The sequence below is a fragment of the Streptomyces sp. NPDC059909 genome (assembly GCF_042730885.1).
In the GTDB taxonomy this organism is placed as follows: domain Bacteria; phylum Actinomycetota; class Actinomycetes; order Streptomycetales; family Streptomycetaceae; genus Streptomyces.
Window position 1 is genome coordinate 1 of the sequence record NZ_JBHWKX010000277.1, and the last position, 1,035, is coordinate 1,035.

Annotated in this window: 1 protein-coding gene; it reads right to left on the minus strand. The window is 68.6% G+C overall.

What is annotated here, in order from left to right; genetic code table 11:
• Positions 1-1,007: RNA-guided endonuclease InsQ/TnpB family protein (locus tag ACFV9O_RS40825; RefSeq protein WP_385428242.1), on the minus strand; the 1,007-nt coding region annotated here is incomplete at its 3' end.
• Positions 1,008-1,035 lie beyond the last annotated feature (28 nt).

Below are 1,035 nucleotides of genomic sequence, written 5' to 3' on the forward strand. Positions count from 1 at the left end.
GCCTTCTGCGCGAGGATGCCCAGGAACACCCCCCAACCCGCGTCAAGAATGCTGCGGTTGAGCCCGGCCTTCGAGGCAGCACCGTTCGGCAGGAACGCGCCGGGCTGCTCGGGGTCTGGCTTCGGCTTGGGGGTGCGAACCATGTTCGCGATGTTCAGCCGCTCGTGCGCGATCTGGTCGTAGTCGCGGACCAGGGCAAGCGCGGCCTTGTGCGCGTGGTCGAGCCGCTGACGCCGGACCTTGCGGTGCAGCGTGGCAACCTTCTCCACTGCCCGGCGGTGCTTGGCGGCGCGGTTTTCCCGCTTCCGACGCGGGAACGCCTTGAGCGCTCGCTGAGCGTCGGCCAAGGCGTCGGCGTTGCGCTTGCCGTGCCGTGGATTCTCGACATGCGCTCCCTCGGAGGTGGTGAGGAAGTGCGTGACGCCCATGTCGATTCCGGTGACCGCGCCCGTGGCGGGCAGCGGTTCGGCGGGCACGTTGTCGCAGGCGAGGATGACGTACCACTGCCGTCCCTCGCGCTTGATGCTGACGGTCTTGACGCGGCCCTTGACGGGCCGGTGCTGGTGGACGCGGACGTGGCCGACGCCTTGCAGGCGGACGCGGGTGACAGGGTGGTGCGGGGTGGAGTTCCAGCGGCAGCCGTCGCCGTCCTTGGGGAACTCGACGGTGTCGAACCAGTTCACTCCACGGAAGCGGGGATAGCCCGGCTTCTCCCCGGCCTTCACGCGCCGGAAGAAGGCTTGGAACGCCTTGTCCAGCCGGCGCAAGGTCGCCTGCTGGGACGAGAAGGACCAGCGGCCTTGCCGCTCGGGGTCGAACGCCCGGATCTCCTTGAGCTGCGCGGACTGCTGCCCGTACTTGATCGAGGTCTTGGAGGCGTGCCGGTAGGCGTCGCGGCGTTCCTGCAAGGCGCCGTTGTAGAGGGAGCAGTGATCGCGCAGCATCTCCCCGAGGGCCTGGCGCTGCCGGACGGTGGGGCGAAGGAGGAACTTGTAGGCACGTATCACGCCTGCCCCTCCTTCTGCTTCTTCGTCC